The sequence below is a fragment of the Magnetospira sp. QH-2 genome, from assembly GCF_000968135.1.
Taxonomy (GTDB): Bacteria; Pseudomonadota; Alphaproteobacteria; order Rhodospirillales; family Magnetospiraceae; genus Magnetospira.
This window is the reverse complement of the sequence record NZ_FO538765.1, coordinates 2,684,768-2,707,655: the sequence shown is the minus strand read 5'-3', so window position 1 is coordinate 2,707,655 and position 22,888 is coordinate 2,684,768. Positions and strand designations below refer to the sequence as shown.

At 58.2% G+C, this 22,888-nt stretch carries 21 protein-coding genes and 1 tRNA gene; 7 read left to right on the top strand and 15 right to left on the bottom strand.

Annotated features, from left to right (window positions below; genetic code table 11):
• The first annotated feature begins 6 nt into the window (after window positions 1-6).
• The 3 genes from MGMAQ_RS12785 to MGMAQ_RS12775 all read left to right on the top strand — a co-directional run bounded on the left by MGMAQ_RS12785 (window position 7) and on the right by MGMAQ_RS12775 (window position 2,268).
• Window positions 7-351, top strand: coding sequence for a protocatechuate 4,5-dioxygenase subunit alpha (locus MGMAQ_RS12785; RefSeq protein WP_046021840.1), 345 nt, complete (start codon window positions 7-9; stop codon window positions 349-351).
• Between the two features lie 4 nt (window positions 352-355).
• Window positions 356-1,198, top strand: coding sequence for a class III extradiol dioxygenase family protein (locus MGMAQ_RS12780; RefSeq protein WP_046021839.1), 843 nt, complete (start codon window positions 356-358; stop codon window positions 1,196-1,198).
• Between the two features lie 266 nt (window positions 1,199-1,464).
• Window positions 1,465-2,268, top strand: coding sequence for a hypothetical protein (locus MGMAQ_RS12775; RefSeq protein WP_052716375.1), 804 nt, complete (start codon window positions 1,465-1,467; stop codon window positions 2,266-2,268).
• Between the two features lie 4 nt (window positions 2,269-2,272).
• Here the strand turns inward: MGMAQ_RS12775 and MGMAQ_RS12770 are convergent, their stop codons facing one another.
• The 3 genes from MGMAQ_RS12770 to MGMAQ_RS12760 form a co-directional block, all read right to left on the bottom strand.
• Entirely contained in the window at window positions 2,273-3,505 is a 1,233-nt protein-coding gene (locus MGMAQ_RS12770; RefSeq protein ID WP_046021838.1) for an NAD(P)/FAD-dependent oxidoreductase, read from the bottom strand.
• Window positions 3,505-3,828 carry a 2Fe-2S iron-sulfur cluster-binding protein gene (locus MGMAQ_RS12765; protein WP_046021837.1) on the bottom strand — a complete coding sequence of 108 codons (324 nt, stop codon included), beginning with the start codon at window positions 3,826-3,828 and terminating at the stop codon, window positions 3,505-3,507. The genes MGMAQ_RS12770 and MGMAQ_RS12765 overlap by 1 nt, the downstream gene beginning before the upstream one ends.
• A 70-nt stretch (window positions 3,829-3,898) precedes the next feature.
• Entirely contained in the window at window positions 3,899-5,062 is a 1,164-nt protein-coding gene (locus tag MGMAQ_RS12760) for a cytochrome P450 (RefSeq protein WP_046021836.1), read from the bottom strand.
• A gap of 145 nt (window positions 5,063-5,207) precedes the next feature.
• Between MGMAQ_RS12760 and MGMAQ_RS12755 the strand changes: the two genes are divergently transcribed.
• Window positions 5,208-6,122: a helix-turn-helix domain-containing protein gene (locus MGMAQ_RS12755; RefSeq protein ID WP_046021835.1), complete on the top strand. Its 915-nt coding sequence runs from the start codon at window positions 5,208-5,210 to the stop codon at window positions 6,120-6,122.
• A gap of 48 nt (window positions 6,123-6,170) precedes the next feature.
• On the opposite strand, the gene MGMAQ_RS12750 is transcribed toward MGMAQ_RS12755, so the two are convergent.
• Complete coding sequence (locus MGMAQ_RS12750; protein ID WP_158498859.1) at window positions 6,171-7,325, bottom strand: caspase family protein; 1,155 nt, start codon at window positions 7,323-7,325, stop codon at window positions 6,171-6,173.
• A 420-nt stretch (window positions 7,326-7,745) separates the two neighbouring features.
• Here MGMAQ_RS12750 and MGMAQ_RS12745 point away from each other — a divergent pair, with 420 nt between their 5' ends.
• Window positions 7,746-9,143 (top strand): L-serine ammonia-lyase, encoded by a 1,398-nt coding sequence (locus MGMAQ_RS12745; protein WP_046021833.1) that lies wholly within the window; start codon window positions 7,746-7,748, stop codon window positions 9,141-9,143.
• 84 nt (window positions 9,144-9,227) lie between these two features.
• On the opposite strand, the gene MGMAQ_RS12740 is transcribed toward MGMAQ_RS12745, so the two are convergent.
• The 6 genes from MGMAQ_RS12740 to MGMAQ_RS12715 all read right to left on the bottom strand — a co-directional run bounded on the left by MGMAQ_RS12740 (window position 9,228) and on the right by MGMAQ_RS12715 (window position 18,280).
• On the bottom strand, window positions 9,228-10,316 hold the full coding sequence (locus MGMAQ_RS12740) for an ABC transporter ATP-binding protein (RefSeq protein WP_252508629.1): 1,089 nt from the start codon (window positions 10,314-10,316) through the stop codon (window positions 9,228-9,230).
• Window positions 10,313-12,028 (bottom strand): iron ABC transporter permease, encoded by a 1,716-nt coding sequence (locus tag MGMAQ_RS12735; protein WP_046021831.1) that lies wholly within the window; start codon window positions 12,026-12,028, stop codon window positions 10,313-10,315. Before MGMAQ_RS12735 ends, MGMAQ_RS12740 begins: the two co-directional genes overlap by 4 nt.
• Before the next feature lie 92 nt (window positions 12,029-12,120).
• On the bottom strand, window positions 12,121-13,458 hold the full coding sequence (locus tag MGMAQ_RS12730; protein WP_046021830.1) for an ABC transporter substrate-binding protein: 1,338 nt from the start codon (window positions 13,456-13,458) through the stop codon (window positions 12,121-12,123).
• 174 nt (window positions 13,459-13,632) lie between these two features.
• Complete coding sequence (locus MGMAQ_RS12725; RefSeq protein WP_305727896.1) at window positions 13,633-14,979, bottom strand: sigma-54 dependent transcriptional regulator; 1,347 nt, start codon at window positions 14,977-14,979, stop codon at window positions 13,633-13,635.
• On the bottom strand, window positions 14,976-16,907 hold the full coding sequence (locus MGMAQ_RS12720; protein ID WP_046021828.1) for an ATP-binding protein: 1,932 nt from the start codon (window positions 16,905-16,907) through the stop codon (window positions 14,976-14,978). Before MGMAQ_RS12720 ends, MGMAQ_RS12725 begins: the two co-directional genes overlap by 4 nt.
• On the bottom strand, window positions 16,904-18,280 hold the full coding sequence (locus MGMAQ_RS12715) for an ABC transporter substrate-binding protein (protein ID WP_052716374.1): 1,377 nt from the start codon (window positions 18,278-18,280) through the stop codon (window positions 16,904-16,906). The genes MGMAQ_RS12720 and MGMAQ_RS12715 overlap by 4 nt, the downstream gene beginning before the upstream one ends.
• A 102-nt stretch (window positions 18,281-18,382) precedes the next feature.
• Between MGMAQ_RS12715 and MGMAQ_RS12710 the strand changes: the two genes are divergently transcribed.
• On the top strand, window positions 18,383-19,087 hold the full coding sequence (locus MGMAQ_RS12710; protein WP_052716373.1) for a histidine phosphatase family protein: 705 nt from the start codon (window positions 18,383-18,385) through the stop codon (window positions 19,085-19,087).
• Window positions 19,088-19,334: 247 nt separating this feature from the next.
• On the opposite strand, the gene MGMAQ_RS21110 is transcribed toward MGMAQ_RS12710, so the two are convergent.
• Both MGMAQ_RS21110 and MGMAQ_RS12705 read right to left on the bottom strand, forming a co-directional pair.
• Window positions 19,335-19,490, bottom strand: a complete 156-nt coding sequence (locus MGMAQ_RS21110; RefSeq protein ID WP_158498858.1) for a hypothetical protein — start codon at window positions 19,488-19,490, stop codon at window positions 19,335-19,337.
• 298 nt (window positions 19,491-19,788) lie between these two features.
• On the bottom strand, window positions 19,789-20,184 hold the full coding sequence (locus MGMAQ_RS12705; protein WP_046021827.1) for a hypothetical protein: 396 nt from the start codon (window positions 20,182-20,184) through the stop codon (window positions 19,789-19,791).
• A 515-nt stretch (window positions 20,185-20,699) separates the two neighbouring features.
• Between MGMAQ_RS12705 and MGMAQ_RS20455 the strand changes: the two genes are divergently transcribed.
• Window positions 20,700-21,460 (top strand): IS5 family transposase gene (locus MGMAQ_RS20455; RefSeq protein ID WP_148560766.1). Its coding sequence is split into 2 segments (ribosomal slippage): window positions 20,700-21,020 and window positions 21,023-21,460, totalling 759 coding nucleotides; the frame shifts between segments, so codons are not numbered across the junction.
• Between the two features lie 83 nt (window positions 21,461-21,543).
• Here the strand turns inward: MGMAQ_RS20455 and MGMAQ_RS12690 are convergent.
• From MGMAQ_RS12690 to MGMAQ_RS12680, 3 genes are all read right to left on the bottom strand, one after another.
• Window positions 21,544-21,771 (bottom strand): AlpA family transcriptional regulator, encoded by a 228-nt coding sequence (locus MGMAQ_RS12690; RefSeq protein ID WP_046021826.1) that lies wholly within the window; start codon window positions 21,769-21,771, stop codon window positions 21,544-21,546.
• Between the two features lie 128 nt (window positions 21,772-21,899).
• Window positions 21,900-22,505 carry a hypothetical protein gene (locus MGMAQ_RS12685; protein ID WP_046021825.1) on the bottom strand — a complete coding sequence of 202 codons (606 nt, stop codon included), beginning with the start codon at window positions 22,503-22,505 and terminating at the stop codon, window positions 21,900-21,902.
• 189 nt (window positions 22,506-22,694) lie between these two features.
• Window positions 22,695-22,771 (bottom strand) — tRNA-Met (locus tag MGMAQ_RS12680).
• Between the last annotated feature and the right edge of the window lie 117 nt (window positions 22,772-22,888).

The window sequence follows — 22,888 nt, the reverse complement described above, 5'->3', positions numbered from 1 at the left end:
ACTGTCATGACTGATCAAGAACCCATATTCGGGACACACTTCTTCGATGGCACAGCCGCCATGAAGGGCTATGCCCTGAACAAACTTTGCTACTCGTTCAACAAAGCTGAAAATCGAGAAGAATTTCTCGCCGACGAAGAAGCCTATATGGAGAAGTATGGCCTCAACGAACAGCAAAAGCAGGCCCTCCGCAACAAGGTGGTGCTCGATATGATCGCCGCCGGCGGCAATATTTACTATTTGGCCAAATTTGCTGGAATTTTCGGCCTTAATGTCCAGGACGTGGGCGCCCAGCAAACGGGCATGACCCTCGACGCCTTCAAAGAAATGCTCGTCAAGCAAGGAGAATAGCCCCATGGCACAGATCGTAGGCGGACTGACTACCTCCCATATTCCGGCCATAGGCAATGCCATCGATAAGGAACTCTTCGAAGATCCCTATTGGAAGCCGTTTTTCGATGGCTATCCGCCGGTGCGCGACTGGCTGGCCGAGGTCAAGCCTGATATCGCCATCGTTATTTACAATGACCACGGCCTGAACTTCTTCCTCGACAAGCAGCCCACGTTTGCCATGGGCGCGGCGCCGGAATACCGAAATGAAGACGAGGGGTGGGGCATTCCCACGATCCCGGCCTTCAAGGGAGATCCGGAATTCTCCTGGCATCTGATCAATCATCTGGTCCAAAATGATTTCGATCTGACCACATGTCAGGAAATGGCGGTGGATCACGGCTTTACCGTGCCCATGCAGTTGTTCTGGCCCAACTTCAGCTATACCGACATCGCCACGGTGCCCCTTTGCATCAATACCGTGCAGCATCCGCTGCCGTCACCGCGCCGGTGCTACAACCTGGGTCTGGCCCTGGGCAAGGCCGTCGAGTCCTTTCCCGAGGACAAGAAGGTGGTGATCCTTGGCACCGGCGGCCTTTCCCACCAGTTGGATGGCGAGCGGGCTGGGTTCATCAACAAGAAATTCGATACCTTGTGCATGGATAAGATCGTCAACGACCCGGAGCACTTCCTGGACATGTCGATCCATGACCTGGTCCGCGAGGCCGGGGCCCAAGGCGCCGAGTTCATTCTTTGGTTGACCATGCGCGGCGCCCTGACCGGACAGGTCAAGGAACGGCACCGCAACTACCATATCCCCATCTCCAATACCGGCGCCGGACTCATGTGCCTGGAAAACGTCACCTGATCACCATCCCTGCCCGGGCCCAGCCCGGAACTCACCGCCGCCAAGCACATCTTCCTCCGCTTGGCGGCGGATTTTCATCCGGGAAGACGTGCATCAATCGAGACCGCTCAGTCAAATTCTTTGAATCCGGTCATGCCTCGGGGAGCTGCAAAGGATGATACGGAAATGGCTACCGCGATCTCGGAAAGGCTATAGGCTGCCTTGACTCGGTCTGGAATAAGGCAGCGATCGATCCCATGTGCAAAGAAAGCTATGGGAGTGGCGCCATGATCAATCGACGCAAACTGATCAAAATGGGGGGGCTGTTGATCCTTGGGTCCAGTGCCACCGCCAGCCTGCCGCTCATGAGCGCCTGGGGCGGCGGGCGACAGCAGATCGGCCACCATCGCGGCTCGATCTCCTGCGACAACGGGACTGTTCCCCTGTCCGACCCGGCAAACCGCTTAACGGGCCCGGCGGATTTCGGGGCCGCCGATGCGGTGGCAGTGACTCGCGACTCCTTTGAGGGGCCCTATTTCTTCTGTGCCAATCCGCCCGGGCGCGCCATCGCATCCGGTAAGTCCGGCACACCGTTGACCGTGGCCTTTCGGGTGATTGACACGACTTCCGGTCTGCCGGTGCCAGGGGCGGTGCCAGGGGCGGTGGTGGATATCTGGCATTGCGACGCCCGAGGCGTCTATTCGGGCTATGGGGCGGATCCGGATCAACCGGCGGCCACCGGCCACCATCTGGATCCAGACAACCGGCAAGAGTTTTGCCGAGGGGCCCTGCGGACCGACGGAGACGGCATCGCCGAATTCGATACCATCTGGCCCGGCCATTACACCGGCCGCGCCATTCATATTCATTTCAAGGTCCATTTCGGCAACCGCAGTTGGACCACCAATCAGACCCTGCTGCCCGAAGACTTGAATCAGCGGATCGTCGATACACCGTCTTACACCACCGGTCGGGCGACTAGCCGCATTCCCAACGCCCGCGAGGCTGGTTGGGGCCTGCCAACCCTGACCGTGCGGGAACGGGACGGGCGGCTGATCGGCAGTCTGAATATTGGCCTCAAAGGGGCATAGGCCCTTACTTCAACAAGCTGTTCAGTTTGAAGCTTTCGTCTGCTGCTTGCTCGGGCGTGGGGGATTTACCAGCTGCCAGCAGCTTGCGGCCCTGGATATGGTCCGCGGCCTTGTTGATCGAATCAATGGCCCGCAGTCGACCCGCGCGGAAGTGGAATAAGGAGAACTTGTGGGCTTCCCTGTCGCCACGGATGACCATTTGATCGCATCCGTTCTGCAAGCCAACCATCTGCAGTTTCAAATCAAACTGATCGGACCAAAACCAGGGAACGGTCTCATAGGGCTTGGGGTTTCCGGCGATGGCGGCGGCCACGGTGCGACCCTGATCAGCGGCATTCTGCACCGATTCTAGCCGCAAAGGCGCATCGGCGAAGGGATGGGCGTAAACGGCGCAGTCTCCGGCGGCATAGATGTCGGGATCACCGGTGCGGCAGAATTCATCGACAGTGATCCCATTGGCGCAGGGAAGTCCGGCGCTTTCGGCCAGTGCCACATTGGGAATCACGCCTATCCCCACCACCACCAGGTCGGCGGGATAGCTTGTGCCATCGGCGCACAGAACGGCCTCGACCATCCCATTGCCGGTGAGTTCCGACACCATGGCATTGCAATGGATACGGACGCCATGATCCCGGTGCACCTGTTCGAAGTAGGACGATAGCGTCTCGCTGACCACGCGTCCCATGACCCGGGGCGCTGCTTCCAAAACGGTGACGTTTTTTCCCAGCTTGCGGGATACCGCGGCGAATTCGAGACCGATAAATCCGGCGCCGATCACCACCACGTTTTCGACGGTTTTAAGGCGCCGTTCGATATGGTCCACGTCGTCCAGGGTCTTGAGGGTCAACACCCCGTCCAGATCACCGCCGGGCACCGGCAGGGTTCGAACCCGGGCGCCGGTGGCCAGCACCAATCGGGCATAGTCCAGGGTCGTGCCATCGCTCAGGCTGACGTGTTTTGCGGCCCGGTCGATGGCGGTGACCGCCATGTTCACGCGCATATCAATGGCGTGTTCGCCATAGTATTCCTCAGCGCGGAACTTGAGCCTATGCTTGTCGGTCTCACCCAAAAGATAAGCCTTGGACAAGGGTGGGCGTTGGTAGGGTACATGCGGTTCCTCGCCAACCACGGTGATCGAGCCTTCGTAGCCTTCCTGACGCAGGGACTCGGCGGTCTGATAGCCCGCCTGACCCGCGCCGACGATGACCACCCCTGGCGCCTCGCCAAGGGGCGGCATCAACTTTGCGCCTCGGGCAAGCGCACGACGATGCCGTCCAGGGCGGGTGTCGCTTTGATTTGGCAGCTCAGGCGGCTGTTGGATTCACGCGGCGATTCGGTGCATTCGAGCATTTCTTCCTCGGTCTCGCTGGCAGGTTCCAGCTTGCCCAGCCAAGGCTCGTCCACATAGCAATGGCAGGTGGCGCAGCCGCAGGAACCGCCACATTCGCCCTCAATGCCGTCAATACCGTTGAGGGTCGCACCCTGCATCAGCGTCCAACCGGCAGGCAGTTCCACATGATGTTCGGCGCCATCGTGTTCGATATAGGTGACTTTTGGCATGATCAGAATGCTCCCTGTGTTGGTTCGGGGAAGGACGGAAATGCCCTTCCCCACTGTTTTTCTCGATCAATCAATCCACGGCTAGTTCGAGCTTCAAGGGGCTGCGGAAATTGGAGGAGGGGACCCATGGCAATTGCTCTTGCACCCGGGTGAATTCCGGATAGCGTCCGAGAAACGTCTCGAAGGTTATCTTGCAGGCCAGCCGCGCGATGGCGGTCCCCAGACAGGCATGGACGCCGCCGCCAAAGCCAAGGTGCCCCTTGGGTCTACGGGCAATGTCATAGACATCCGGATTGGCGAACTGGCGTTCGTCCCGGTTGCCCGCTCCGTAGGCCAGCATGACGAAATCACCTGCCTTCATGGTCTGCCCATGAATGGCCACGTCCTTCTGAACGCAGCGGCGGAACCGCTGGGCGGAGGTGTTGTAGCGCAGGGATTCCTCCATGGCGTCGGGGATCAGCGACGGATCAGCCACCAGAGCCCGGCGGGCATCAGGATGATCGGCCAGATTCATGCCGAACACGCTCATGAAGCCCGAAAGGGATTCGATGCCAGCCATGATCAAGGTGGTGACGGTCATCTGTACCTCCTTGTCCTTCAGCTTCTCGCCGTCGATTTCGGCGGTGATGAAGTTGGACAACAGGTCATCGCCCGGGTTCTTCTTGCGCTCTGCCACCAGGTCGGCGGCATAGTTGGCCATCCATTCATAGGCCTCGATATGCTCCGGCCCCTTCTTGCGGGTCTTGGGGTCGGTCTGGACCATCAAAACCGCTTTGTCGCGCACGGTCTGTTGGCCTTCGGTCGGCATGTTGAACAAAAAGAACAGCAGGTCGACCGTGACCTTGGAGGAGAAGTCGTTGACGAAGTCAAAGCTCTTGGCTCCCGCCAGGGCATCCAAATGCTTGCCGCAGACAGCCTGGGTCGGGGCTTCCAGATAGTTCAGTGCCCGCTTGGTCACGGCCTTTTGGATCAGCGCGCGCAGGCGATCATGGCGGGGCGGATCGGTGGTCCCCAGGGTATTGCCCGCCCGGTTGGGCAATTCATCGACCAGGTTGCCCTTGGCCGAGGAGTAGGTTTCCCAGTCGTTCAGCGCGGTGACGATATCGGCATAGCGGGAATAGACCCACATACCGGCTTCCTCGCTCCAGAAGCAGGGATGCTCGTCGCGTAGCGTCTTATAGGCTGGAAATGGATCGGCATCGATGGCCGGGGAATAAGGATCGAAACGAAACATGAGGATGAAACCTCCCAAGAATGTGAACAGTTGTTCGTTGTTCTGACCCTTGGAAGGCTATCGCGAATAAGGGGCGGGCGATAATGGACGCATAGCCGAAAATATTGTACTTTTTGTTCATTCAGCTTTTTTTGACCGGAGCAACATGCCCCCCGCCAGTGCCCCCGCCAAAACCATCAGCCACTACGCTCTTTATGGTGAGCGGGAGGCTGAGGATGATCCGGAATTCATCCATATCGAGGATATCCGCACCCGATCCCGCCTGTATGATTGGACCATTACACCGCATGCCCACCCGCGCATGTATCAATTCGTCTACCTAGTGGCCGGGTCGGCGGAGGTGTGGCTGGATCAGGAACTGCATCTGGCCGAAGCCCCTTGTGCCGTGGGCATTCCCGGCGGCGTGGTCCATGCTTTCACCTTTCAGCCAGAAACCGTCGGCTGGGTACTGACCGTGTCGGAACTGCTGTTGATCGATGCCCGCTACCGTCGCAGCCGCAAGTTGTTCGACCCCTTGACCCGTGAGCCCATAGTGTTGGCGTTCGATGACAATCCGGACGAGGCCGCCGTCATCGAGACCATGCTTGAGCAGATGCAGGGCGAATTCAGTTGGCCGCAGTTGGGGCGGGGATTCATGTGTGACTGGCTGATCCGCATTGTCTTGATGACCGCGCGCCGACAGTTGGACCGGCAGGCCCCGCAACCGGAGAAGGTGGGCCAACGGCGCGAGCTTTATGGACGCTTCCGGCAGTTGGTTGAAGAGCACTACCGGAATCATTGGCCCATCAGCGCCTATGCCGAGGCCCTTAACCTTAGTCAGGCGAGGCTCAATCGATTGTGCAAATCCTTCGCCGACAAAGGAGCCGGAGACCTGGTCCAGGATCGCTTGGCCCTGGAGGCTCAACGCCACCTGATCTATACCTCGGTGACCGTGGAGATGATCGCCTACGAACTGGGGTTCCAGGACCCGGGATACTTCTCACGCTTTTTCAAAAGACGTACGGGCATGGCCCCGGGCCGCTTCCGCGCCGCCAAAATGGCCGAGCCGTTTCCCCATTGACCCGAAGGCGGAAGGAATGGGAATTGAGGGCATTGGGTTGGGCCGAAATCAACAACCATTGCGCTGAAGCTCTTTCGCCACGGCACTGGATTTGTTCCCCCATTCATTCCAGCAGGCATCAAGGTTTTTACGCGTTTGCGCGGGATTCAGGGTCGGCGGCAAGAACACGCAGTTGCCATGCTTTTTGTCGAAATCCACCTTCTGCTTCCTCAAGGTTGCACAGGTCCGCTCTTTCAGCTTTGCCGCTTCATAGGCTTTTTGCTCATGGCGTTGGGGTGCCGGTTCATGCCGGGTACCGGTTCGATGAATGATGCGGGCCGGTCGGCGGGTTTTCGGTCTTGATTGCGGATTATCCGGCGCGGATGAGGAGACCACCGCCCCTTCATCGCCAAGCAAGACGGCCTCCTGCTTTCGACCAAACCTACGACGCGCGTCGTAGGTCATCTTGTCGTCCAGATAGGCTTTTACCTCAGAGGCCTTGATGACGCGGTCTTGGTTTCCGTATCCGGACGTATCCGCCATCCCGTACAGCGCGCTAAGGAGGTGGTTGGTGAAGAGTCCGAGGTCAGCCTGATCATCCCAGTTCGCGGCTTGGTCCCGCTCCGCAGCGGAGATCACGACCACCCCAGCCGGTAAAACCTGTTGCCACGGATAAGAGGGGGGAGGGTGGTTATTGCCGGTCCATCTGCCACCGCCGGAGTCGCCCGAGAAACTCGCTTCAATGTAGATCGTGACCGAGCGAGCCTTCAATTTCGCAAGATTATTTAGCAAGATGTCGAGCGGATAGCCGTTGATTGCCGGATTCCGAGGAGAGGAGTCAATGGGAAGCAGGTACCCCTGCCGACCCTCGTCCCCCATCAGCCCTTGTCCCGAAAAGTACAGAATGACATGGGAACGCCTCGGACGGACATATTGCCACAATGTCCCTTCGTGGTGGCGATGGTTGCCCAGGATTTCTTCGGTTTGCGCCTGAGTAGCATCGCGCAAATCGATAATATTGCTTTCCTGAAAATCCAGAACGTCGATCAGGTAGCCTTTGAAAGCCTCGGCATCATTATGGGCATAGGCGGCATCGGGAATGCGATCGCTGGTATAGTCCTTGTTGCCGATGATGACCGCGATCGATTCATCGTGCTCGGCACGAGCTTCGAACACCAGCCCAAGAACCAGCGCCGCCACACCGAGACACAACCATTTGCTCAAGATATCCAATTCCCTTTGCAGACCCAAAAACAGTCTTGGCAAAATCACCTGTTACCTTTGATTGGCATCATCCGATTGTCGAACGGCAGGTGTCAATTACAAGTGCGCTGATATGGGGGGCAGGGGGCATCGGATTTAACAGGCTGTTGAAAAAGTCCGATTTCGAGCCTGTGGCGACACATGCTTCGACAAGCTCAGCATGAGGGCCTTTGAACTAGCCTCACCCTGAGCTTCCTCATCCCGAGCTTGTCGAGGGACGAAGGGCGAGGCGGGCCGTCGGACAACACTATTTCAGCAGCCTGTTAGAGAGCCATGGGCGGGTGTGCCGTGGAATAGCTCGATTGGCAGGGGTCCCAGGTTCCATTATTCTCTTGGTGCGGCGCTATTTCGTCGATCTCGCGCATCCTACAGGCGATCTCCATGTTCCTCAGCGTCTTCGACATCTTTAAGATCGGCGTTGGACCGTCCAGTTCCCACACCATGGGACCAATGACTGCCGCTGCAAGGTTTGTCGAAGCACTCCGCGATGGGGTTCCCGAACAACCGGTTCGGATCGCCTGCTCCCTGCATGGGTCGCTTGCCTTCACCGGCAAGGGGCATGGCACCGATAGGGCGGTCATCCTGGGCCTTAGCGGTCTGAGCCCGGATACCATCGATCCGGAAACAGCGGAACAACGGGTCAATGAAGTACGCACATCCAAAACCGTCGCGCCGCCCGGACTCCCAGTTTTGGCCTTCGATCCAAAGGTGGATCTGATATTCGATCATGGACCGGCTTTGTCGGGCCACCCTAACGGTTTGATCCTGAGGGCCTTTGCCGACGATGGGGGGGCGTGCCTGGAAGAGATTTTTTATTCAATCGGCGGAGGATTTGTCGTCACCGAGTTGGAGTTGACGACACAAAACCGGGACATCAACACCCTCCGCCAGGCCAAGGAGGCAGATCGCTATCCCTATCCGTTCGGATCGGCGGCAGAAATGTTGGAGATGGGCCGTGAGTCCGGTTTGACTGTCGCCGCCATGAAGCGGGCCAACGAACAGGTGTCCTTGGGTGAAGCCGCATTGAACGACCGGCTCGACGGTATCCGGCGGGCGATGGATGCCTGCATACAGCGCGGTCTGCGCCTGGAGGGCAACCTGCCTGGCGGCCTGCATGTGAAACGTCGCGCCAAGGCAATCCGCGATCAGCTGGAAGCCGAGAAAATGAGCAACAGCACCTTGCCGCACGTGGCCAACGATTGGCTTGCCGTCTACGCCATGGCCGTGAACGAGGAAAACGCGGCGGGTGGACGGGTGGTCACGGCGCCCACCAATGGCGCGGCCGGGGTCATACCCGCGGTGCTTCGGTACTGCCTCGGCCACTGTCCAGGTGTCCCCCATGAGGCGGCCCATGACTTCTTGTTGGTGGCGGCGGCCATCGGTGGCCTGATCAAGTTTAACGCGTCGATTTCCGGGGCCGAGGTCGGCTGCCAGGGGGAAGTGGGATCAGCGGCGGCCATGGCGGCGGCCGGCTTCTGCGCGGCGATGGGCGGGTCCAACGAGCAGGTGGAAAATGCCGCCGAGATTGCCCTCGAACATCATCTCGGCATGACCTGTGACCCGGTCAACGGGCTGGTTCAGGTCCCCTGTATCGAGCGCAACGGGCTCGGGGCCATCAAGGCGGTATCGGCCGCCTCTCTCGCCCTGCGTGGCGATGGCACACACTTCATGCCGCTTGACCACTGCATCGAGGCAATGCGCCAGACGGGGCTGGAAATGAACAGCAAATACAAGGAAACCTCGACAGGCGGCTTGGCGGTCAATGTGCCAGCCTGTTAAGGCGTTGATTTGAGGCTGGAAATCGCCCCGCTGTTTGGCGGTGGTTCCCCTGTGATTGGGTCGATTTCCGATTCCTCGCAACGGTTATGCGGAGAGGACGAGTATGCTCTCTCGGTCGATCAACAAATCGACGTTGTCCCCAATGCCAAAGACCTCCTCGCCCAGCTTGTGGGGATGGTCGATCAGGATCATATCGTCGTTGACATCGACGCCGTATCGGATGATCGACCCGAGAAATTCCATATGGTGGACTGTCCCGGCTATTCTTGCATAGGTATCGTTGACCTCACTGCCTTCGGCCTGAACATCGACATTCTGTGGCCTGAATACGATGGACCGGCCTTTTCCCGTCCCCTGGTTCAACGGAATGGACATACCCTTGTCCGTCTTGAATATCAGGGCCTCACCTTCCTGGTTGACGCTGCCCTTGATGATGTTGGCCGTACCGAGGAATTTGGCGACAAATAGATTGGCCGGATTGTCGTATAGCTGCACCGGGCTTCCAACCTGTTGGATGACGCCCTGGTCCAGCACCGCCATGCGATCGGATGTGGTATTTGCCTCCTCCTGATCATGGGTAACGAAAATCGTGGTCAGCTCCAGCTTCTGCTGTAGTTCACGGATGTCGCGGCGCATCTGGACGCGCAGGTTGGCGTCCAGGTTCGACAGCGGTTCGTCGAGCAGCAGCACTTTGGGTTCGACCACAATGGTGCGGGCCAGAGCGATACGCTGTTGCTGGCCACCGGAAAGCTGCGATGGACGACGATCCGCCAAATCGCGGAGGCCAACCATGTCCAACGCCCTATCAACGCGGCTATTGATTTCTGCCCGCGCTATTCTGCGTTCCTCCAAGCCGAATGCGACATTCCTGCGCACGGTCATGTGCGGCCACAGGGCGTAGTTCTGGAACACCATGCCGACATCCCGCTTCCACGGTGGCAGCTTGGCGATATCCCTGCCTTGTATGAGGATCCGCCCCGAAGGCGTTGGTCCGAAACCGGCGATGGCTCGCAGCAGGGTTGATTTGCCAGAGCCGGAGGGGCCGAGGAAGGCAAAGAATTCGCCCTGGCTGATGGTCAGGTCGACGCCCTTGAGAACATGGGTGTCACCGAACGACAGATTGAGGTCTTCGATGACCACGCCGGCGGGTTCATGAGCATTCGTCATCATCATTGGGTCTCCTCGGCGACAATGGATTTCGGTTCACGGGATTTTTTGCCGCGTTCGATGATCATGTGGGAAATGTAGGTGCCGATGCCGACGAACAACACGGCAATAATCCCCAGGGCCGCCCCCGGACCGCGCCCGGCGGCACTTTGCATGAATTCGTAGATGCCATAGGCCAGCGGTGCATCCGTCTCGCGCGCGACCAGCATGATGGTCGCCGACAGCTCAACCGATGCGGTGGCGAAGCTGGTGACGAAACCGGCCAGAATGCCGCCCGACATCAAGGGAATTACGATCCGCCAAACGGTGCGCCCCTTTGTGGCACCCAGATTTTCCGCCGCCTCCTCCAGCATGACGCTGATTTGCTGGATGGCGGCGACGCAGGCACGCAGGGCATAGGGCAGGCGCCGGATGGTCATGGCGATGACGATGATGACCCACCAAGAAGCCAGCGGCTCGTCAATCAATGGCACGTCGACGCTGTGGAAGGTGCGCAGGTAGCCGATGCCAATGACCACGCCCGGCACCGCCAGCGCCGCCGTTGCTCCGTAATCGAGCCATTTGCGTCCGACCAGATCGGTCCGCCAGACCACATAGGCGATGGCCGTGGCCAGGATCACATCGAACAACGCCGCCAACCCGGCATAAAGCAGAGTGTTGTTGATGTACAAGGTGGCGGTCTGAAAAACAGTCAGGTAGTGATCGATGGTAAAGGCATCGGGCAGAACGGCATAAGACCAGATGGTGCCGAACGACAGCAGCAAGAGGCCGAAATGCGGTGACAGGACCAGCAGCAGAATGAAGATCACTACCGCGTAGCACCCGGCTTTTTCCCAAGGTTTCAAGTCACGCTTCATCAGACCGCCACCGCCCTTTTGCACGGCGGCGTAGTCCTTGCCTCGCAAGGCCAATAGAGATACCCACAATGACAACAAGGAGAACACCACCAGGATCACCGAGATGACATAGCCCATGGGGTCGGAGATGCCGATGGACGACACCCGCAGATAGGCCTGTGGAGCGAGCATGGTATTGACGTTGAGCAGCAAGGGCGTCCCCAGGTCATCAAACACCTTAATGAAGACCAAGGCCGCGCCGGCCACGTAGCCCGGCATAGCCAATGGGAAGACGATGCGCCGGAACAGGCGGATGCCGTTGGAACCGAGATTTTGTGCCGATTCTTCCATGGACCTGTCAATGTTGGACAAGGCCGCCGACAGGTTGATCAGGATGAACGGGAAATAGTGAATGCTCTCGACAAAGATCACCCCGTTCAATCCCTCCATGAACGGAATGGTAAACCCGAACCATTCATCAAGCAGCAGGTTGACCGACCCATTGGCGCCAAACAACAACTGCATGGCCACGGCGCCGACAAACGGCGGCATGATCAACGGGATGATCCCCAGAGTTTGGATCAGCGCCGTACCACCAAAATTAAACCGGGTGGTAAAATAGGCCAGCGGCATGGAAATGAATGACGCGATGACCACCGACATGGCCGCCACGTAGAAAGAATTAAAGAATGATTCCCGAAACAGGGAATTGCGAAAGAAATCGACAAAATTGATGATCGTCGCTTCGCCGGTCGCCGGGTCTTGAAAGGCGACGAAGATCACCTTGCCGACGGGAACCACCAGGAACAAAAGCAGGAACAACGCGATGAGCAGGCCGACGGCGGCGGGCCCTCTTTGGCTTGACGAAAGCTGAAATGACATGGCGCGTCCCATCATCGACAAGAAGAAGGTTTAGCGAAAAGGTGGGAAGCCGTCCCGCAATTCAAAGGACGGCTTCCCCGGGGAGGAGGTCTTTACAGCATGGACTTGGCTTTTTCGGCCAGTTCCTTGGCGGCGGCGTAATTGGCCTTGACCATGGTATCCCATTCTTGTTCGATCTCGGCTTGGCGACCGGTCACCTTGTCGGTGGCCTTCTTGCGCTTTTTCTTGAAGATCGAGCTGAACTCCTTCTTGCCAGCGGTTGCTTCGTCGACCGGCACTTTGGCGACCAGGGCCTTGGCTTCGGCGATCATTTTGGCGACCGCTGGATTGGTCTTGCCGGCCAGCGCTGCTTCGGCTTCCTGGATGGCCTTGGTGGCGGCCCGCAGGTCATCCATGCGATAGGTGATCATCACGTCGAACAGCGAGTTGACCACGTTGTAGCGGTTCTTCGACAGTTGCAGGTCGAACTTTACCGCTGCTCCGATGGACGCGTCCTTGAACGGATTTGGGAAGCCCTTCGGCGCCCGGGCATAGGTTTCCGGATTGACCGGCAGACGACGGATTTTCGGATCAAGCAGCAGTTCCTGACCTTCGGGCGACAACAGGAACTCGATGAATTCCTCGGCCGCGGCCTGGTTTGGCGCGCTCTTGACGATGCCGATATTGGCCGGCACCAAGGTGGTGACCTTCGGATAGGCGAAGTCGACCGGGAAACCCGATCCCTTGGACGACAAGCCGAAGAAGTCGATGACGATACCGATACCGAACTGACCGCTGTTAACACCGTCCGGCACGCCGAAACTGCGTTCGGTAACGGTCTTGAAGTTACCGGCCATTTCCTTCCATTCAGCCCAACCGGCCTCCCAGCCCAGTCCCTGGATCACCGTCTCGACGGTCAGGTGGGTGGTGCCGGATCGCGACGGCGCACTCATGCCCACATGGCCATGATAGATGGGCTTTTTCAGATCCGCCCATTCGGTGGCCACCGGCAGCTTCTTGGCTTTGGTATAGCGGGTATTCCACATAATGCCGTAGCCAGAGGCGGCAAAGCCCATGTAATAGCCTTCCGGATCATTGATCGGGAAAGCGCCGACCTTGTCGGGAATCCCCTTGGCCATGGGCGTGTACTTGGTCAGCAGGCTGTCGCCCTTGAGCACCTCGAATGCGTCCGGTGCGGAGGCCCAGAACAGGTCCGAGCTGTTGCTGCCAGCGGTTTCCTGAAGATACTTGATACCGGCGGAAGTTTTCTTGTTGAGAACCTCGATGGTCAAGCCGGGGTTCTTCTTTTCAAAGGCCGACTTGAACACCGAAGTCAGATCCTTGGGGAACGATGTCACGACGGTCAAGGTGCCTTGTGCGGCGAGGGCGCCGCTCGATGCCATGGCTACGGCAAAGGCCGCGACTGTTCCAAGTTTGATAAATCTATTCATGCTCTATCCTCCCAGATAAATGACGGCGCCAGAAACTATCCGACACGGTCCTGGTTGAAGAGCAATGGGCATGCCAAACCCTGGAAACGTGGAATCACACCGTTTTTCTGCAACAACCCTACGAAAAATGGGGCAAATTTGACCCGATACGCCATGCGGTTTGGGTCAACAATGTCAGGAGATGAAGTCGTCCCGGTTCAAATCGTACTTCTGCATACGAAGGTAGAGAGTCTTGCGAGGCAATCCCAGCGCTTCGGCGGTTTTGCCGATTCTGCCGTCATGGGCGCGCAAAGCGTTGACAATGGTTTGTTTTTCAAAGGCGACCATCCGATCGCCAAGCGATAGCCGTTCCGTATCGAAGGTCTCCGCGGCGGCCTGTCCCGGTTCACCGAGCCCGAGCACGTAGCGTTCGGCCGCATTCTTCAGTTCCCGCACATTGCCGGGCCAGGTCTTGGCCATCAGGTCCCGCAGTTTCGCTTCGCCGACATTGGGAACGGACCGCCGGTACCGCTCGGCCGCCATCTCGACGAAATGAACGAAAAGCAGCGGCAGGTCTTCCAGGCGCCGACGCAAAGGCGGTAGGTCGATTTGCGCCACCTGTAGGCGGTACATCAGATCCTCTCTGAATGAGCCGTTCGCGGCGGCCTCTGCGAGATCGGTCTTGCTGGCGGCGATGACCCGAATATCAACGGCAATCGGTTCGTTCCCACCGACCCGTTCCAGGCTCCGTTCCTGCAGAACACGGAGCAACCGCACCTGCATGGCGGCGGGCATGTTTTCGATCTCATCAAGGAACAAGGTCCCACCCTCGGCATACTCGATCTTGCCGATTCGCCGTTTCCGTGCTCCGGTGAAGGCCCCGGCCTCATGGCCGAATAGTTCACTTTCGATGACGCTTTCCGCCAGCGCACCGCAGTTGAGGGCAACGAACGGTCGCCGACCTCTGTGACCGAACTGATGCAGGCTGCGTGCGGCGACTTCCTTGCCGGTTCCCGTTTCTCCAAGCAACAGGATATCCACATCCGTGTCCGCCAGGTCGAGAACAGTCTGACGCAGCTTTTCCATCACGGGTGTCTTGCCGATCAATCGGCGTTCCAACTCGCCCCCCGCATCCAGTTCCCGACGCAAATTGCGGTTTTCCATCACCAGACGGCGCTTTTCCATGGCTCGGCGCGCGATACCGATCAACTGTTCCGGGTCGGAGGTCTTTTCCATGAAGTCATAGGCGCCATCATGGATGGCCTGCACCGCTACCGGGATATCGCCATGCGCGGTTAGGATGATCACCGGCAGGTCGGTGTCCATCTCCATGGCCCGCGCCAACAACCCCAGGCCGTCCAACCTGGGCATTTTCAGGTCGCTAATGACGATGCCCGGCCAGTCGGGGCTCAGGATCCTGAGCGCTTCCTCGGAATCTCCAAAGGTCTCCGTGTCAAAGCCTTCCAGTTCCAGTGTTTGGGAAATGGAGAAACGGACCTCTTCCTCGTCATCGATCAGCATTACTCGGTTGATGTTCGTCACTCACCGTCTCCTGCTTGAGAGGCTCGTTTCAGCCTGATCCAAAAAGTCGCGCCGTGATCTTCCACGCTCTCGACACGCAGGCTGCCGCCAAAGTCCCTGACGATGTTGTACGAGACCGACAGCCCTAATCCAAGCCCTTCCCCGACCTGCTTGGTGGTGAAAAACGGGTCGAATATTTTCGTGATCTCGGTCTCGGGGATACCGCTGCCGGTATCACGCACCCGGAAATCAATCCATTCATCAACCGGCTGGGCCGAGATGATCAGGCGGCGGACCGGTTCGTTTTGCATGGCATCAATAGCATTGTTGACCAGATTGAGAACCACCTGCTCGAGGCGTACCTGCCCAGCGAGCACATACCGACAGTCATCGTCAATCCGCGTATCAATCTCGACTTTATTCTCCCACACGCGGCGCTCCAGCAGGGTCAGGACATCCTCGATCACCTTCACCATGTCGGTTGGCCGCAGATCTCTCTTCGGCTTTCGTGCCAGGTCGCGTAGGCTGCCGATGATGCGGTTGGACTTTTCCACCAGGTGGGTAATTCGGTCCAGATTCTCCCTTGCTTCCTCGGTACGCCCCTTGTCGACCAGCAATCCGGTATTGCGGGTATAGTGCCGGATGGCGGCGAGCGGTTGGTTGATTTCGTGGGAGATACCGGCGGTAAGCTGCCCCAGTGCCGCGAGCTTCGCCGCCTGAACCAGTTCCGCCTGGGTGACGCTCAAGGTATCGCGGAACGTCCGCAGGGAGTTGGCCATGTCGCCGATTTCATCCGTGCCGCTCACCGGGACATCGGCCGACAGGTCACCCTCGGCAATAATGCGCATGCTGGCGTCCAGGCGACGGATGCGTGCCACCAGCCCTTCGCCCACGTAGAGCCAAACCACGGGCACGGCGACGAACACACTGACAAAGGCGGAGATGGCCAACCAGAGTCTGCCCTGGCGGATGGCGTCCTGTGATCGTTCCGCGGCCTGCAATGCCGCATGGTTCTCCGCCGCGACCCGTTGCGAAATCGAGCGATCAAGGCGGAGCAGCAGGGACTGATTGCGATTTAATAGCTTGCCTTCGCTTTCAATGTCGCCCAGCTCGTGACGGCGCAACTCGAACAGGCCTTCGGGACCATGAGCAAAGGCCTGAAGATCCTTGATCGACTGGCGAAGAGACAGGGCGCCGGGGACTTTGTTAATCACCCGCAAGCTTGCGTCGATGCGGCTTTCGATCTCCAAGTAGTATAGTTCCGTGCCCCTCAAGGCATCCGCCGTCGGCAGATTTGCCGCGCGCCCGATCAGTTCCGCCATCAAACTGCCGTCGGCATTGATGGTAAACAGCGCCCGCTGCCGGGTCAGGGCTTCGGGTAAGCGGCGCGAGGCATGCGGTTCCGTAGCCGCGCGGCTCAGGTTGAGATCGATGTTAAAACGCGTATCGTCGATCATGGGCTCGATTTCGTCGAGGAAATCGGCGGATGCCCAGCGCAGTCTTTCGTTCAGTTCTTCCTTGCGGACCGCGCGCGCCAGGCGTTGACTGACAACGGTGTTCAGCTGTTTCAAGTTGCCTCGCAAGGCGGCGACATCTTCCCTGAGGTCGGCTGAAAAACTCTCTCCTCCGGCCGCTTCGGGCATGACATCCAAAAGGGCGGACATGCCGTTTAGGCGTTCGACCAGCGCCGTCCAGGCCTGATCGCGCTCCGTGTCGGTTTGGGCGGCGGCCAAGGCTGGCGCGGCACCGATAATTCCTCCACCATGCTCCGCCAACTCGGCGGCAAACGTCACCGCCGGCACGCTGCTGCCAACCACCTCATCCAACGCGTCCCCCAATCTGGAAAAGGACACCCAGGCAACGACGGTGGCGGCGAGAGTCGCCATGGCGGTCACCCCAAAGGCGGAGAACAGGCGACCTCTGATTCCGATCCGAATTCGGTCGTTCATTTTCTTGCCGGCCTGATCCCGCCTATCTGGGCGAGGACCTCATTGGCCAGAGCCAGGGCCTTGTCTTGATTGGTTCGTGCGAATACCGCCCATTTGGCTTCTTGGCGCACCTGTTCAATAGGTACGGGAATACCCGGCTTATGGCGGACAAACTGTGAGGCGAAATCCGAGACGGTGGCCTGAACGGCGCTGACCGGAACAAGGTTTGCCTGCCGACGTGCCTCCTTTACCCGAGCTTGCAACTCGGGGTTCGGGTGCTTGGATAAAAGTTGTTCCGCATCATGAATGGCCCGCCAAGTTCGGCGTAGCGCTTGCAATCGAAAGGTAATCAACACATCGAATAGGGAATTCACCAAATGATAGCGGCGGCGGGACAGGTCGGCATCGAACGCCATCGCCTTGTTTGCCAGGTCTCCGCCGAAGGGATCGGGATAGAATTCCGGCGCCTGGTCATAGATGCGCCGCGTCACCGGCAGCCGACTGATGTCAGGGTCGAACAGCAGCTTCTGCCCCTCATCGGACAATACGAAGTCAACGAAAGCCTGGGCGGCCCGTGGGTTGGCCGACCGCTTGACGATGGCGATATTGGCTGGCAGCAGGGCCGTTTGGTCCGGATAAGCGAAGTCAACGGCCGCTCCGGAGGCTTTGGCAGCCTGGCCAAGAAAATCAATGGCCGCACCGATGCCGAACCGATCGGCCCGCACGCCCTCGATGACGCCGAAGCTACGCGCCGTGATGGTTGCCAGATTACCGCCAATTTCCATCAACAGGGCCCAACCATGATCCCAGCCATGGCTTTGCAGGATGCTTTCGACAATCAGGTGGGTGGTGCCCGATCGGGAAGGGGCTGAAATACCGATATGGCCGCCATAGGCGGGATCGGTCAGGTCGGTCCAGGTTTTCGGTGTTGCAAGACCATAGCGCGCCAGATAATCCCGATTCCAAACGATCCCGTACCCGGAAACCGCAAAGCCCCGGTAATAGCCGTCGGGATCGTCGATGGGATATCCACCGATGTGGGCCATGGGTGCCTGGTCGGCCCGGGTGAAGGCTTGGCTCAAGTGCCCGGATTCCTTAAGTACCTCGAACGCGTCGGGCGCCGAGGCCCAAAACAGATCCACCGGCTCGCTGAGACGTTCCTCAATGAATGAAATGGCCGAGGAGGTTTTCTTACTGCGGACGAACACGTCAATTTCTGGATGATGCTTGTTGAAGGCGGCGCTGAACTTCTGGAACAGCGAGGGAGGGAAGGAACTGACTATGACCAGCCGACCGCTTGGCCTATTCGTCTGGTCGGCAGCGCCTTGCGTCATCCAGGGCCAATTGACCGCCAAGAAGCACAGCAAGATTGTGACAAGGCCTTTGAGCTGCATGCGATCACCCGGAAGGAAGAAAACGAAAGTCTATCGTCGGGATGGGGAGTCTTGCAACTCGGCTGGTGCGGGCGCGGCAAATGCTCTAAGAAACGACTTGCCATGACATCATCGCGAATCGGCCCCCCCCCTTTGTCCATGCCGCTGCCGCGCAAGAGCGCGCCGGAAATGATTTTGTTGCGCCACGGAGAAACCCAATGGAACCGGGCGCGCCGCTATCAAGGCCAACAGGATTCACCGCTGACCCTGACCGGCATCGGACAGGTTCGGGCCATTGCCGAAACCCTGCGCGACCATATAAACGAGGGTACCGGATTCGACATTTGGTCCAGTCCATTACCCCGGGCCCGCCAATCCATATCCATCTTCTGTGACCAACTCGACTTGGATTATGGTTCGGTGCGGTTCGATGATCGCCTGATGGAGCGTTCCTATGGCCGTTGGGAAGGATTGGCGCGAGACGATATATCGTGCCGCTATCCCGAGGACCTTGCCCGAGAGGACGAGGATCGGTGGCATTTCAACATCCCGCACGGCGAAAGCTTCAAGCAGGTTGGCGACAGACTTGGTGATTGGCTCCATGAGCTAAACGCCAACCAGCCTGTGTTGGTCATGGCGCACGGCGGATCCGGGCGCGTGCTGCGGGGTATTGTGGTGGGACAGAGCCCGGAGCATATCTTTGCCAACGATCCTCCTCAATCCACGGCCTTCTCGATCGCCGATGGGCAGGCAAGGTCTATCGCCGCCGAGCAAGACCATTTGCGCAGTTTCGGATGCGCGGACCAAGGATTGGGCGTGCGCATCTGAGGTTTGCTCAAATCGCTCCGACACAGCCGGGACGCCCTATGGCACAGATCAGGCCCATAACCGTTCTCCAACGTTTCCCGGTCAAGAAAAAAAGCCCCGTTCCTACGAGGATTTACGGGGGCGCCGCAAATGTTCCGCTTTCGAAGGTCAAGCTGCAGGAAGCTGGGCGTCTTCCAACCTTCCGGAGGTGACCCATTTGAGAGATCCTTGCTGCGGGTGCGTAACACGGACCAATAGCCTTCTTACTTCACTGAATCGACTTGAAGTGGAGGATGGCCCCTATGGACGCAATGAAGAGCAAAACAACTGCCCACACGGCCATGGCTTTAAATATCTTTTCCGTCTTGTCGACGGGCATGGGGGCGGACTGGTCTGCTTCCCTTTCGCGGTTCTCTTCCTGCATGGGTACTCCTCCGAACAGAGAATACCGTGATCGACAGTGACGAGGTAGAAAAAAGTGCCGCACTGCCTCACCACCCTGCCGCTCTACGGGACCTAGATCACGTCGTGTTTGATCGGATTCGATCAAACATGAAAAACGTGATCGATTCCAATAAGGTCGCGCGTGTCTAGCGGGTCCGATTGGACCCGACACGCGCTAGATCGCGTCGTGTTTGATCGGATTCGATCAAACATGAAAAACGTGATCGATTCCAATAAGATCGCGCGTGTCTAACGGGTCCGATTGGACCCGACACGCGCTAGGGACACTTCTCCAAGGTGAATCCCCAGACTCCTTGATTGTCGGGCAACGGAAGTTCGGGTTCGGTCGTATCATAAGTGACGTAGTCGAGGATCGAGCCGTCCTTGGACATCTCATAGAGGTACTCCTTGCCGTCGAAGGAGAATACGAGATGGTGGCGGGTGTTGATGGAGTACATGCCCGACGCCAGCACCGGGCCGGTCTCTCCGCGTACCAGATTTACATTCCGGGTCTCGGATACGGAAAGCCTGGGCTTGTCCCGGTTGCACGGGCGGGTGGCCCACTCGGCCACGATATGGCGCTCAATGCCGATGGTGGCGAGCCACACCTCAAGATACTTGCCCGCGTACCAGGCCGCCGTGATCAGAACCAGTGCTATGATGACAGTCCGCATGTTCCGTCCCCTTCACAAACCGAACGAACCGAAACATAGCAGAAAATTCCTCCGGGACCGAACCTTCCGGCGGATCTCCGAGGTTCTCGCGTAGGTCCCCGGTCCCGAGCACGTCTATCGCCGCGACATGCCTTCTCCTGGCTACACCCTGCCGTTTAAATTCCCTAGGTACTTGAAGCTAGAGAACCAGGTAGGAAGCGCCCTAGCCTCGATAGAGATCCTATGTTTGTCATTAATAGAGAACCAATAGAACTATTTGGGAGGTTAGGGGGGTGTTATAAAAATGGAGATGGTTTCTCTATAATAAAAATAATGATAAATATATACTTAAGTAATAGCTTAGGGCTTTTAAAGCACCCCTCAGCAAATAGAGGAATGGGGAGAACACCCCCCCCTGTCTGCATAATAGTTCTAATAGTTCTGTATCGGTATCTAGGCTCAGGACCCATAAAAGGGATTCCCAATAGTCGGTGGACATGATTCCCTTCCCTGGAATTTTAGGGAGGGGAAAGCCGATGCAGAGCCATCATTTCTGGTTGTCCGACAAACAATTCGAACGCCTTCAACCGTTGCTGCCGAACAAAACAAGAGGCGTCCCGCGCGTCGATGACCGGCGGGTGATCAGCGGCATCATCCATGTTCTTCGCCACGGCTTGATGTGGCGTGACGCGCCCGTCGCCTATGGACCGCACAAGACCCTGTACAACCGCTTCGTCCGTTGGAGCGAGGCCGGAGTGTTCGACCGGATCTTCGCCACCCTGGCCGCCGAAAGCACGGCCACCCATACGGTGATGATCGACGCCACCCATCTCAAGGCCCACAGGACGGCGGCGAGCCTGCTCAAAAAGGGGCTGTTCCCCGCCGTATCGGGCGCACCAAGGGCGGCCTGAATTCGAAACTGCATGCCGCCTGCGATGCCGATGGAAAGCCCCTGATCCTGCTGCTGACCGAAGGACAAGTCAGCGACTATCGCGGCGCCGACACCATGCTCCCTGCATTCCCTGATGCCGACGACCTGATCGCCGACAGGGGATACGACAGCGACCGTTTCCGCCAGGCCCTGCTTGATCTCGGCATCGAGCCCTGCATTCCAGGTCGCTCGAACCGCAAAGAGGAAATCCTTTACGATAAAGCCCTCTACAAGCAGCGAAACTTGATCGAGCGCATGTTCGGTCGGCTCAAGGACTGGCGGCGTATCGCCACCCGCTACGACCGTTGCGCCCATACCTTCATGAGCGCAATCTGCATCGCCGCAACCGTCATCTTCTGGTTATGAGTCCTGAGCCTAGCATAGGTTCTGCACCGTGGGCAGAACAATTCCTACCTGGTTCTCCAACTCTAGGAAATCAACGATAATTATCAACCCAAGTGTTTCTGACTGGTCGAAGTCCTCGTCCCAGCCTCGACATATTCCTCAACATCATCGGGGTGGTAGCGAACGGCTTCGCCGATTTTCCGGAACTTCGGGCCCTTGCCCTCCCAGCGCCAACGCCGGAGGGTCGAAGTCTTGATGGCCAGCATTTCGGCGACCTCGGCTTCGAGCATCAGCCGACGGGGTTGGGACGGGGTTTGATCGGGGGTGCGCATGATGATCTCCTATCGATGTCCGTGGGCCACGATGGCCACGTTTCGACAGAAGTATGCAGATTTATATCTTTGAAAAATAATGGCAATTAATGACCCGACTTGAGCCTAAGTCTTTGCCATAAACCCCGTCATCCGGCCTTTTTGAGCTCCGCAATTACTTTGCGAACATCATGCTCAACGCCCTTCAAGGATTTTGGGGAAATCGGCTCCAGGGCGGCCCGGACAAACATCAGGAAGGGCCCCTTATCCTCGCCGAGGATCGGATCGTGGACCCGGGTGGGACGCTCGCCGGTCAGCCGGTTGAAGGTCTTCGCCAGCAGCCCGATATAGAAAAGCCGGGCGACCTTCTTTTGCGGCCCGCCCTTGGGGGCTTGCTTTTGGGCTTCTTCGGCATGGCGGGACAGTTCGATCAGCTCATCTGTCAGTATGGGCCGATAGAACTCCCTGTCCTCATCAAAGGGCAGGCCGGGGCCGACAAGAGCTTGGATCAGGCCGTCCGCATGATGCTTGATCTTTTCCAGGGATTTTCGGGTAACGCCAGGGGTGAGCTTGCCAAGGTCCGGCTCCGAGCCCTCATAGTCGTACTTGAGGCTCTTGGCGAAGAAGCTGGCGTCGAAGTCCATGTCGGCTCGGATAGCTTCAGGGATTTCCAGGACTCCGAGCATTTCTGCCATCTTCCGGAAGTCGGCCTCCGAGTAGATCGGTTCCTTGTCTTCCTCGATGTCATCGTCCATCAGCGGCTATCCGTTGGAGCTTCCCTGTTTTCCCCTCCCCAAGCCTCGCATAGCCGCCGCGATCCGGGAACCCACATACTCATCGGGAAATGGCGATGGATGTAGTCCCGAAATGATGACGGATGCTTACCCGGTGCTTACCTAAAGAAAAAACGCCCTAGCCAAAAGAGGCCAGGGCGTTGATTTTATTGGTAGCGGAGGAGAGACTTGAACTCCCGACACGCGGATTATGATTCCGCTGCTCTAACCAACTGAGCTACTCCGCCAAGAGGGGCGTACGGATATGACGAATGGCGGTCCGTGTCAAGGGTGATTGGCAGCTTTCTGCTTTGGAATTCCGGCTGGTTTGGGGGGGCATTTGAGGCTAAACCCAAGGCAATGTC